General features: G+C 43.3%; 7 protein-coding genes. 4 read left to right on the top strand and 3 right to left on the bottom strand.

Annotation, left to right across the window (positions count from 1 at the left end; all coding sequences use genetic code 11):
* The first annotated feature begins 82 nt into the window (after window positions 1-82).
* A complete protein-coding gene (locus DIU38_RS14115) occupies window positions 83-1,369 on the top strand; it encodes a citrate synthase (protein ID WP_091171554.1) in 1,287 nt (428 codons plus the stop codon).
* A gap of 344 nt (window positions 1,370-1,713) precedes the next feature.
* Here the strand turns inward: DIU38_RS14115 and DIU38_RS14110 are convergent, their stop codons facing one another.
* From DIU38_RS14110 to DIU38_RS14100, 3 genes are all read right to left on the bottom strand, one after another.
* The gene (locus DIU38_RS14110; RefSeq protein WP_112652052.1) at window positions 1,714-2,742 is read right to left on the bottom strand and encodes a SusE domain-containing protein; all 1,029 of its coding nucleotides are present in this window, start codon (window positions 2,740-2,742) and stop codon (window positions 1,714-1,716) included.
* Window positions 2,743-2,803: 61 nt separating this feature from the next.
* On the bottom strand, window positions 2,804-4,387 hold the full coding sequence (locus DIU38_RS14105; protein ID WP_112652050.1) for a RagB/SusD family nutrient uptake outer membrane protein: 1,584 nt from the start codon (window positions 4,385-4,387) through the stop codon (window positions 2,804-2,806).
* Between the two features lie 30 nt (window positions 4,388-4,417).
* Window positions 4,418-7,456, bottom strand: a complete 3,039-nt coding sequence (locus tag DIU38_RS14100) for a SusC/RagA family TonB-linked outer membrane protein (protein ID WP_112652048.1) — start codon at window positions 7,454-7,456, stop codon at window positions 4,418-4,420.
* A 350-nt stretch (window positions 7,457-7,806) separates the two neighbouring features.
* Here DIU38_RS14100 and DIU38_RS14095 point away from each other — a divergent pair, with 350 nt between their 5' ends.
* The 3 genes from DIU38_RS14095 (at window position 7,807) to DIU38_RS14085 (ending at window position 12,027) form a co-directional block, all read left to right on the top strand.
* Window positions 7,807-8,943, top strand: a complete 1,137-nt coding sequence (locus DIU38_RS14095) for an alpha/beta hydrolase (protein ID WP_167516180.1) — start codon at window positions 7,807-7,809, stop codon at window positions 8,941-8,943.
* A 252-nt stretch (window positions 8,944-9,195) separates the two neighbouring features.
* Window positions 9,196-11,091: a RecQ family ATP-dependent DNA helicase gene (locus DIU38_RS14090; RefSeq protein WP_112652044.1), complete on the top strand. Its 1,896-nt coding sequence runs from the start codon at window positions 9,196-9,198 to the stop codon at window positions 11,089-11,091.
* Window positions 11,092-11,427: 336 nt separating this feature from the next.
* Complete coding sequence (locus DIU38_RS14085; protein WP_112652042.1) at window positions 11,428-12,027, top strand: GIN domain-containing protein; 600 nt, start codon at window positions 11,428-11,430, stop codon at window positions 12,025-12,027.
* The last annotated feature ends 25 nt before the right edge of the window (window positions 12,028-12,052 follow it).

Raw genomic sequence — 12,052 nt, 5'->3', positions numbered from 1 at the left:
CGAAAATTTTTACAAACAGTAAATTATATTAGCGGTTATTAATACGCAGATTTATTTACATTTGTTGCAGATACAAATTTCTATGGCGGAAACAGCACAACTAAAAATTGGTGATAAAACATTTGAGCTCCCGGTAATTGAGGGCACTGAAGGTGAAAAGGCAATCGATATTTCTAAGCTTCGCGATCAAACCGGTTATGTAACACTTGACATCGGGTACAAAAATACAGGCGCTACCAAAAGCGCCATTACTTTTTTAGATGGCGAGCAGGGAATACTTAAATATCGTGGTTATCCAATTGAGCAGTTAGCCGAAAAATCATCATTTATTGAAGTTGCTTATTTGCTGATCTATGGTGAGCTGCCATCTGCCGAAAAGCTAAAATCATTCCAGTACGAGCTAAGCCGTCATACTTTGGTGCATGAGGACATGAAAAAGTTTTTTGATGGCTTTCCGTCAAAATCGCACCCAATGGGGCAGTTGTCGTCATTGGTATCTGCATTATCGGCTTTTTATCCCGAATCATTAAAGCCATCCCAAACCACCGAAGAACTTAACCAAAGCATTATTAAAATGCTTGCTAAAATGGCTACCGTGGTCTCGTGGATCTATAAAAAATCGTTAGGGCACCCTGTTATATATCCCCAAAATAAATACGATTACGTTACCAACTTCCTGCACATGACCTTTGGTCAGCGTACAGAGGAGGTGGAGATTGATCCGGTGGTTATTGACGCTATGAACAAGCTGTTGATTTTACATGCCGATCATGAGCAAAACTGTTCTGCTTCTACCGTTCGTATAGTAGGTTCGTCTGATTCCAATATTTATGCTTCGGTATCTGCAGGTATTTCAGCGCTTTGGGGACCATTACATGGCGGCGCCAACCAGGCTGTAATTGAAATGCTGGAGAAGATTAAAGAAGATGGTGGTGATACTGATAAATGGATTGCTAAGGCTAAAGACAAAAACGATCCTTTTCGTTTAATGGGTTTTGGCCACCGCGTTTATAAAAACTTTGATCCGCGTGCAAGGATCATCAAAAAGGCATGTGATGATATTTTAGAAAAACTGGGCATCAACGATGAGGTATTGGAAATAGCCAAAAAACTGGAAGAAGTTGCCCTGAAAGATCCTTACTTTGTTGAGCGTAAACTTTATCCTAACGTTGATTTTTACTCCGGTATCATTTACCGCGCCTTAGGCTTCCCTACAGATATGTTTACTGTACTGTTTGCGCTTGGCCGTTTACCGGGATGGATTGCTCAGTGGAAAGAAATGAAAGAAAACAAAGAACCTATCGGTCGTCCGCGCCAGATTTACGTTGGTGCCACCTCTAAAGAGTATGTGGAGATAGCAAACCGGTAAATTTATATGGTTCACAGTTGATGGATCATAGGTCATAGAAGAAAAAAATTACTTAAATAAAAAGGCGATGGGGGATGACCTCATCGCTTTTTTCGTCTGAACCTTGATTTTTAGGATTTTAGGATTTCCTTGATATCATATGCTTTCGGGGATTGATCTTATCAAAAGAAGAGCCATGTTAATATTCGTGTTTTATCAGGTTATCTTTAAAACGTGGAAGTGACCGTTTTTTTTAATGATCCTATAATTCTAAAATCATGCAAATCAAGGTTCAGTTAAAAAGCCCCGCAGGTTTTCACCGTGCGGGGCCATATAAATAAATCAATCAACTGCAGTGGTTAATCTTAAAGCTTAGTAATAGTAAAGGTGTTGGCCTTAGTATCTAATACTATTTTGTACGTACCGGCGGTTGTTATGGTATAATTACCTCCGCCTGGTGTAAGTGCCGCTGGCGTTCCGCCTAAGTTTAAATCCCAGCTGTGATTAAACCTGAATTTTATATCCTTGCCCCCTATTAAAACAGCGGTAACGCTCCAGGTTTTGGTGGTAGCATCGTAAAGCATATCGGTATCGGTGCTCCAGCCGCCCGGGGTGGCATCGCCGATAATGCTCCAGAACACAGGGGTAGCCGTAAATGTGCCTTTTGTTTTATCGTTTTGATCAATAACAGCATGCAATGCATAGTATCCTGCGGCAGGTACTGAAAGGTTACCGCCGGTAGTACTTATTTTTCCGCTGCCTGCATCTCCGTATGCAACGTCCCAAACCTTTTTAGGAGTAAGTTTAAATTCAAGCTTACCTGCAGGGAAACCGATATAACCATCATACACACCGTCATTATTTGGCGAAGTAAGGCTGTCGGCAGTTTTGGGGTCCCATCCCTGGTAAGCACCGGGAACATAAATATAGCCTGTACCCTGGTATGGTAATACAGTTAATGTAATAACGTTTGAGTAGGTAGCAGCCAGGTTTGGAGCCGCTGATGATTTAATGCGCACCTCAACTTGCGATGGGTTGTCATAAGATAGCTTCAATGCTGTTAACATATCGTTAAGTACACCCACTTTAAGCGTTTGGGTAAGCTTATCGGTGCTTACTTCTCTTGCGTTTTTAAAACTATTGCCTTTTACATCTAACTGTATAGTATAGGTGATAGGGGCATTGTAACCAGTTACCGGGGTTGCGGCCCAACTAAAGTTAATAGCATCATTATTGGCATTGGGCTTTGAAAGTTCAGGGGCGGTTGTTGTTGATGTTAAAGCGCCTACTTTGCCCACGTTTGCTACAACCTTTACTTCATCTTTTTTACATGATGCCAGCATCAGCAGCGCGATACCGCCAATTGCCAGGAGCGTGGTAAATATTTTTTTCATGTCCTTTTTTAGGTTTTATGGTTTTACGGGAGATACTTTAAGAGCATCTCCCGGTATATTATTAATATCCTGTATTTTGTTTCAGATTAGGGTTAGCTGTAACATCTGCCGATGGTAACGGATATACCGTGCGGAAGCTTTCAACGCCTTTTCCATCTTTTGAACCGCCTTTAAACGGCCACAAATAGGTAGCCTCTACAAACTTTTTGTAACGGATAAGATCCGTACGGCGGAAACCTTCCCAGTACAGCTCACGTCCTCTTTCATCAAGCAACAGGTCGGTTGTTAAGGCGGTTAACTGGCCGGTGGTAGCACTTTGGTAGGCACGGGCCCTTAATTTGTTAACATAGCTTAAAGCAAGTGCAGCATCACCGCCACCGCCGCGTGTAGTAGCTTCGGCATAGATCAAATATTGTTCGGCTAAACGAAAAATAGGAAGGTCCATATCTGCATAATCCAAACTTTGCGGGGGGGCACCGTTTATCTTAACATCTTTGAATTTACTGATAGCGTAGCCATCGGTAAAGCTACTTATGGTATTGATATCGATATTTTGGCCATCAGTATAAAACTGGGCACGTTTATCAGCGCTTGAAGCGCCTCCCGGAAACAGGTTTACAAAAGCTTTGGTAGTACGTAAACCGGCCCAGCCGCCTGAAATACCATAATCAGCAGCAGGCATTGAGCCACCAACGGGGGCATGGGTCATAAATGTGGCACCACCATAGCTTTGTGTATGCAAGCCATCGTAGTTAATGGTTAAAATAAACTCATTTTTATTGAGGTTGTTATCAGCGCGCATTAGTTTGGTGTAGTCACTAACTAATGAATAACCGGCATCAATTACCTTTTTTGAATAGGTTACCGCAGCTGCATAATTAGCTGTACCGGTATAAACCTCAGCATTAAGATAGATCCTGGCTAATAATGCCCATGCAGCCGCTTTATCTGCGCGGCCATATTCGTTAGTGCGGGCATCAGCAAGGCTTCCATCAATTGCTTTAAGCTCGCCTTCAATATAGGTAAACAGATCTTTACGGCTTATTTGCTTAGGCAAAGCACCACCCAAAGCATCGTTTTCGGTAACGAACGGAGGGTTCCCAAATAAATCCATTAAAATCGAATATTGATAAGCTCTCAAAAAGCGCGCCTCAGCAACATATTGATGAACTTTATCAGCATCGGCGCCGGTAATTCCCCTGCTGCTTAGTTTAGCATCAGACGACTGGCGGATAAAATCATTAGCCAATGTAATCTGATACATACAACGATAGTATAAACCTGTAAGGAACAGGTTGCTTGATGACCAGGTCATGCTGTGAAAATCCGGCAGCCCCACATCTCCCCAGCCAACAACAGCTTCATCGGTCGGTAATTCCTGAGCACACCACATCAGGCGGAAAAAATCAGACGTGCCTTCGTCAATACCTTGTACATCACCGTTGCCGGCAGGCCCTGTATTACCGGTGAGCGCGTATGCTGCATAAACCTTGGCAAATGCTTGTTTGTAACCCTCGGGCGAGCTGTAAACCTGCTCCGCCGTTACATCATTGGTAGGAAGCAAATTAAGCTTCTTGGTGCACGATGTTAAACTCCCGGCTATCAAACCGGTTATTAATATATATTTTAATGAATTTCTTTTCATGTCAATCTTTTTTGCGTTATCAGCTTTATATTATAATGAAAGGTTTAAACCTAACACATAGGTACGCGGCCTTGGGTAAAAATTGTTATCAATGCCGCTGCTAACTTCGGGGTCGAGGCCTTTATATTTGGTAATGGTAAATACGTTTTGTACGTTAGCACTTACACGTAAATTGCCGGTGTTGCCAAACACTTTGCCAAAGTTATAGCCGAGGTTAATGTTATCCATTTTTATAAACGACGCGTTCTGTATGTAGTAATCGGATAGCCTCATCTTATCAGAAGAGCCCACTATACCAGTTTGAAGCAAACTTGTAGAAGCGTTGTTCAAAATTCCTATGCCGTTAAATACGCTTAATTGTGTGCCCGAGCTTGCAAGCACGTTGTTGTAAGCATAATTACCTACACTTGCCCTTGCTGAGAAGCCCGCTGACCATTTTTTATAATTGAAGTTTGAATTAAGACCGAAGTATGCCTTAGGATCTGAGCTTTTATATCTGTAAAGGTCGCTGCTATTGATAATGCCATCCTTATTGCGGTCAACAAAAACGCCGTCAAGCGGTCTGCCATCGGCACCGTAAACCTGTTGATAAACGTAAAAGGAAAGGCGGGGATAATTAACCGAATTGATTTGGATTGTATTACCGGTGCCGCCTGATATGCCCCCCGTTAACACACCGGGATAGCTTGGATCAGGAGCCAGGGTAAGCCGGGTAATTTTGTTGGTATTGTAGGTGGCATTAAAGCCGATGCTCCAGTTCATATCCTGAGATCTGATCACATCTGCATTAATACTTAATTCTACACCCTTGCTGGTTAAATCGCCAATGTTGGCCACAATGGTATTTGAAAAGTTAGTACCTGCGGGCTGGGGTATGCTGTTAAGGAGTTTTGATGTTTTGCGGTAGTAAAAATCAAGGGTACCGGTAATGCGGTTGTCAAGAAATCCAAAATCAAGCCCGGCGTTTGATGATGCTGTTTGCTCCCAGGTACGTTGGGAATAATAACCGCCCGGACGGTACAGGTTGTATAAAATATCGCCTAACTGATATTTGGCGGCGTTACCACTAAGATTATAAAACGATATCACATCATAGTTACCAATGCCATCCTGCTGGCCGGTTATACCGTAACCCAGGCGTAATTTAAGATCAGATAATGCGGTTATTCCCTTAAACATCTGCTCTTGTTTTAATTTCCAGGCAAATGCTACAGAAGGGAAGGTACCAAATCTTCTATCGGGGTTGAATTTTGATGAACCATCGCGGCGTACAGTACCGGTTAGGATATATTTATCTTGAAATACGTAATTTAAACGACCATAAACGGATATTAACCTGTTTTCCGGTTCATCAAAATTAAAGTTTGGATTAGAGCCGGGTCTTTCGGTTCCGTCAAATGCATAGGATCCGTAATAGTAATTTTTTGTGCTAAAATCCTGGTATGAGTAACCGGCAACCGCATCGATATGGCTTGCGATGTTTTTTAGGTCTTTAGCATAGCTGAAGTAACCTTCAAATATAGTATTTGATTGTGTGCCTCTATACGGGTTTCGCTGGCCGCGGTGAGTGATCCCTTTACCGTCCTGAAATCCGTTATAGTTTGAAGCCGCACTATCAGGAATGTTCACACTGCCCGAGCCTTTAGATACATCGTAGCCTAAGTTAACATTTGCATGTAATTCGGGTAAAAAATGAAACTTATAATCCAATTGGAGATTGCCTATGCTACGATAAACATTACTGCGGTTGTCTTGCTCTTCAAGTAGGCCCAGTGGGTTAAGCGTGGCTAACCCTTTAAGCTGGCTTGTAGATGGTTTTGACGGATCATTCAGCCATTCATAATAGCCACCAAAACGATTGCTGCCCGAGTAAACAGGTTTAGTAGGATCAAAGCTAGCTGCCGCTCCAATTGCCCCCTCATTTGCAAACCGCTGTTTCACCTGTGAGCCTTTAGCATTCAGGGTTACTTTCAAATGGTCTGTAAAAAAGCTTGGGCTTAAGTTAATTGCGCCGGTAAACCGCTGTAATGAACTGGTTTTTAAAATACCTGTCTGATCAAAATACCCGGCAGAGACGCGATACGGCAGGTGTTTCGTTGCACCTGATATACTGATGTTATTGTCGGTAGTGATGCCTGTTTGGTAAATTTGCTTTTGCCAATTGGTATTTGCTGTGCCAAGCTGTGATTTTTGTATGGCTGTGCCATTGGCATTCACATAATCGCGTATTTGATCGCCTGTAAGCACGTCGACATACTTGTTGAGCTTGCTGGCCGAAAATTGAGTGCTGAAATCGATAACCGGTTTACCGCTTTTGCCCTTTTTAGTAGTAATCAATATGACGCCGTTTGAGGCCCTGTTACCATAAATAGCAGCAGCCGACGCATCTTTCAGAATGGAAAACGATTCAATATCATTTGGGTTAATCAAGCTCAACGGGTCTGCAACCCCCGGTATTTTCGATGTGCCATCACCGTTGCGCGGACGATCGATAGGTACACCATCAATTACGATCAGCGGATCATTGCCTGCCGCCAGTGATACACCCGCACGCACGCGAATCGTACTACCTGCACCAGGCGCGCCGCTGTTTGATATTACGGATACACCTGCAACCTTACCGGCAATTAACTGCTCGGGGGTGGTAATAACGCCTTTTTGGAAATCTTTGGCGGTTACGTTGGTGATTGCGCCTGAAAGATCTTTTTTGCGCTGGGTACCGTAACCTATAACCACTACCTCGTTCAGGCTTTTGCTTTCGGGAGCGAGGCTGAAGTTTTCGACCGTCGCGCCGTTAACGGTTACTGTTTTTTTGATGGTAATATAACCGATAAATTTTACACTTAGGGTGTAAGTACCGGCTTTTACATTGTTAATGGCATAGTTACCATTAGGGTCGGTAGTTGAACCAATAGTGGTACCATCGACGGTAACCGTAGCACCGGGGAGGGGCTGGTTGGTTTCGTCAGATACCTTTCCTTTAATACTCCCGGTTTGTGAAAACGCCATGAATGACATCATCAGGAAAGCACAAAGAAGAACATACTTTTTTGAGTAATTTTTTCTCATTTACTTATTGATTTTTATGAATAAAAAAAGGCTTATTTTGCCGTCTATAATTGGTTTATTATTGTGGCCGAAACAGCATGCGACTAATTTACATTTACAAATATCAATTGCAAATTTTATATAAAAGATAATTTCAAAGCGTTTAATTAAGTCTTTTTTAACTGTAAAGAAATATTGAAATTTATTAAAGTAGTGGGGAAAAATTATTGTTTTTATGCGAAATTTAGATTTAAACGCATATTTGTGAAATAAGTAAGTGTCAGGTGTACACAATAGGTGATTTTACTATTATGCAACCCCTTTCCGGGAACGTTCCCGGCAACGTTCCCGGTTTTTAGCTTTTTATGATAATGAAAAAAATAATTTTCTGCGCGTTTTTGCTTTTTGGACAAAATTTTTTGCTTTTTAGCCAGGTGAAAATCTCCTTTTTTACCGGCAAAATAGCAACCCTGAAAAGCTCGTCTGAACACCTGTTCCTGGCGGGCGATTTTAACGGCTGGAATCCTGCTGATAAAACCTGGGAACTGCTCAAAACCCCGGGCGGGAATTATGTATTGAACAAAGAACTGCCGGTTGGTATCGTGCATTTTAAAGTGACCCGTGGCAGTTGGAACTCCGTTGAATGCGATGTTGCTGGCAAGCCCATTGATAACCGCAACCTAAAAATAGCCGCAGATACAACTATTAAGCTGGACATTGAAGCCTGGCAGGATAACTTTGGCGTACCCGAAAAGAAACATACCGCTACAACGAGGGTACATTTGATCAGCGAAAAATTTCAGATGCCGCAATTAGGCAGGCAGCGGAGGGTTTGGATCTATCTGCCGGCCGGGTACGAGGCAGGCAAAAAGAAATACCCGGTAATTTATATGCACGATGGGCAAAACCTTTTTGATGATTACACCTCAAGCTATGGCGAATGGGGCATTGATGAATTGATGGATAAAATACCAGTACGGCAGGAAAGTATTATAGTAGGTATCGATCATGGAGGCGAGTACCGCATAACCGAGTATGACCCGTATAATTCAAAATATGGTGAAGGCAGGGGAGACGATTATGTTCAATTTTTGATTAAAGAGCTTAAGCCATATATTGATGCTCATTACCGTACCCAAACTGATGCCGCACACACAACCATTGCGGGCAGCTCCATGGGCGGACTTATTTCCATGTATGCCGCACTTAAGTATCCCGGGGTGTTTGGAAATGCAGGAGTATTTTCGCCCGCGTTCTGGATCGCGCCGCAAATTTATGACCAGGCACAACAGGCTGCAATAAATAAAAATAGCCGTTTTTATTTTGTTTGCGGCGATGCAGAAAGCGCCAGTATGGTAGCCGATATGCAAAAAATGGCCAATTTGCTGAAATCAAGAGGGGTAAAACCCGAAAACGCCCCCGTTACTGTAATCAAAGGCGCATCCCACAATGAAAAGCAATGGAACGGCGACTGGCCTGGGTTTTATAAATGGTTGATGGAGTTTTAATTAACTACCTGTTTTGCGTTAGCGATAGTAGCGGATACCGGCCAAGCGGCTAAGGCCTGCGCAGTATGAGCGGATAGCGCGGGCCGAAGGTAACGCCCACAATGATAATTTGGGATTTCGGATGTTCGATTTCGAATTTCTTTGCATTTGTAAATCCTTAATTCTATAAATTCTGATTCCGACCTTAACGTTCTATCCATAACCCGCCCAAATTTCCCTTAAATTTAATAGTTTTGAGGTCAGCGTTTACCCATGACCATCGAAGAAATATTAAAACAGTACTGGAACCATGATACCTTCAGGCCCATGCAGGCCGAGATCATCCAATCTGTTTTATTAGGAAATGATACTTTGGCGCTGTTGCCTACCGGTGGCGGTAAATCAGTTTGTTTCCAGGTGCCGGCGTTGGCTAAAGAGGGGATCTGTATAGTGGTGTCGCCGCTTATCGCACTCATGAAAGACCAGGTTGAAAACCTGCGGGCCAAAGGCATCAATGCTATATCGATAGTATCGGGGATGGGCCGCCGTGAGATAGACCTGGCGCTGGATAATTGCATTTATGGTTCGGTAAAGTTCCTGTACCTGTCGCCCGAGCGCTTGCTGAGTGAATTGGTGCGCGAGCGGGTGAAGTACATGAAAGTAAACCTCTTCGCGGTGGACGAGGCGCATTGTATTTCGCAATGGGGGTACGATTTCAGGCCACCGTACCTGCATATTGCCGATCTGAGGGAGTTGCACCCCAATGTGCCGGTGCTTGCGCTTACAGCAACCGCTACTGCTGATGTTAAGGCCGATATTCAGGAAAAGCTGAAATTCAAAAATCCGGTAGTTTACCAGCAAAGTTTCGAACGGCGAAATATCAGCTATGTAGTGCAGCATGAGGAAGATAAGTTCCGTAAAATGTTAAATATTGTACGCGGTGTTAAGGGAAGCGGCATTGTATATGTACGGAGCAGGAAGGAAACTTTTGAGATAGCAAAGTTCCTGACGGATAACGGTATACGGGCCGATTATTACAACGCAGGCCTGACTGTTGACCAGCGCGCCGAAAAGCAGGAGGCCTGGAAAAATAACCGGGTACGGGTGATCGTGGCTACCAATGCTTTTGGTATGGGGATAGATAAACCGGATGTACGGTTTGTGATCCACAAGGATATTCCCGAAAGTTTGGAAGCCTATTACCAGGAAGCCGGCCGGGGCGGCCGCGACGGTAATAAAGCCTTTGGCGTACTGTTATATAACCCTGCCGATAAGCTGAAACAGGAAAAGATGTATGAGCTTAATTTTCCATCGGTTGAGGAAATTAAGCAGGTATACCATAACCTGGCCAATTATTACCAGGTGGCTTATGAGGCCGGCGAGGGTCTAAGCTTTGATCTCGACCTTGGCGAATTTTGCAGCCGCTTTAAGCTCGATGCTATTAAAACACTCAACGCCCTTAAGTTTTTAGAGCGTGATGAATACCTGGCTTTTAACGAAAGCGTATTTTTGCCCTCGCGTTTTCAGTTTGAGGTAGTTAACGAACAACTATACAACTTCCAGATCCAGAACGCCGGCTGGGACCCGTTTATCAAAACCCTGCTGCGCTCATACGGTGGCGCGTTTGAAAATTATGTACGTATCAAGGAGTTTGATATCGCAAGGCGAACAGGTTTAAGCGTTCAGCAGGTTATTGAGGGGATGTTACAATTGCAGCAATACGGCCTGATAAGCTATATGCAGCAAACAGATAAGCCCCAGGTTACCTATTTAAAACCACGGGTACAGGGAAGCCACCTCATCATCGACCGGAAATATATTGAGCAGCGCAAAGAAGTGTACCGCCAAAAAATGGAAGCTGTTTTTGCCTACGCCATTCATAAACGCTGCCGGAGCCAGATGTTGCTGGCTTATTTTGATGAGCCAAATGGTCGTAAATGCGGGATCTGCGATGTTTGCCTTGAGGAAAAACGCAGGGTAAATCAAGACGAAATTTTCGACAACATCACCACCGAAATAGTACAATTGCTCAGGATCAGCAACCCCGATATCGGCGGACTGATAACCGGGATCAACATCGGTACCGAAAAAGAAAAAATGGAGGCCGTACGCCTGCTGCTCGATGCAGGGAAGATTAAGACCGACGGTGAGGCTTATTATTTAAGTTGATGAATAGCTCTCTTTTAATACCCACCCGTCATCCTGAACTTGTTTCAGGACCCCACAGGACAGGGCAACGCTTTGCTTAGCACGCAGAAGCTTAGCGAGTGGGGTGCCGAAACAAGGTTCGGCATGACGTTAATAATCATTTATGTGCTATAATCTTCATCTTATCCTCAAATTTTCTCCCCCACTTCACCGGGAAAAATCAGCCCTTTACCGACAAAAACCTGCCCTACAGCTAATTAGGCTCAACCTGCTGTAACGTTTTTTATTTGAGATCGTCATATGTATGTATTCAATGAAATAAAATAATAATCACTTGACAATCAAAATATTAATACCATGAAAACTACATTAACCGCCATCGCTACCGTACTGTTTATGGTACTTGGCTTCGCAAACATCGCATCTGCAAATACTGCTAAAACTGATGCAGGCATAATTTTAACCGACATCAGCAAAATCAACAAAATTGAAGTTTACGGCAATGTTGAACTTTATATATCAAGCGGCCCGGCCGACCAGGTGAAAGTTTACAACCGCTACTATTCTGAAAACGCTCTGGTTCAGTCACAAAAAGGCGTATTGCGCATCTCATCATATAAAGCCGAAAAATTGGTAGTTTGGGTAACTGCAAACCAATTAAGCGCCATTAACGCCTATGATAATGCCGAGATCAAATCATTCGGTTGCCTTTCAGGCATCGAGCTTGATGTTAAATTAAACAACAATGCATCTGCCAATCTTAACCTGGATACTTATAGCGCCAGCATCACCCTAAGCGGTAATGCCAAAGCCGAGCTTAAAGGTAATACCAATGAGTATAGTCTAACAAGAAATGCAACTTCAAACGTAAACAGCAACGGTTTAGCCTACACTCACGCTACCGAAACTTTGAATAAAGAAACCAAGCCAGCGGTTGATCAATTTGCAACTTTATAACAGCCATTTTTTTGAGTCAATTATA

The sequence above is a fragment of the Mucilaginibacter metallidurans genome, assembly GCF_003286435.2.
Classification (GTDB): domain Bacteria; phylum Bacteroidota; class Bacteroidia; order Sphingobacteriales; family Sphingobacteriaceae; genus Mucilaginibacter; species Mucilaginibacter gossypii.
The sequence above is the reverse complement of the archived record's forward strand: the minus strand, read 5'-3'. Positions and strand labels throughout refer to the sequence as shown.